Raw genomic sequence first — 321 nt, forward strand, 5'->3', positions numbered from 1 at the left:
GCCGCCTTGTGCCATAGAATGCGATCGGGAAAGCCTGCGTCCTTCAGATTTTTCCAGGCAACGTCATGAAAGGCGCGCGAGCGCTTGTTGGTACCCATGCCATCGATCTGCACAACGACGAAGCCCAGCTGCGTGAGCGGCTCTGTCCGCCCTGAGAAGGATTTTGGGACGAACGAGCCCTGGGGCCCGGCATAGATATTCTCCACCACCGGGTAGTTCTTCTTCGGATCGAAATTGGCGGGCCGGTGGATCACGCCCCAAATATCAGTCTTGCCGTCGCGCCCCTTGGCGTGGAAGCTGAGTGGCGGCTGCCAGCCGGCG

At 60.7% G+C, this 321-nt stretch carries 1 protein-coding gene; it reads right to left on the reverse strand.

Annotation, left to right across the window (positions count from 1 at the left end):
* Positions 1-321: prolyl oligopeptidase family serine peptidase (locus tag AC0L3D_RS37075; RefSeq protein WP_473647584.1), on the reverse strand; the 321-nt coding region annotated here is incomplete at both ends.

It is taken from the genome of Mesorhizobium sp. WSM4837, assembly GCF_055811435.1.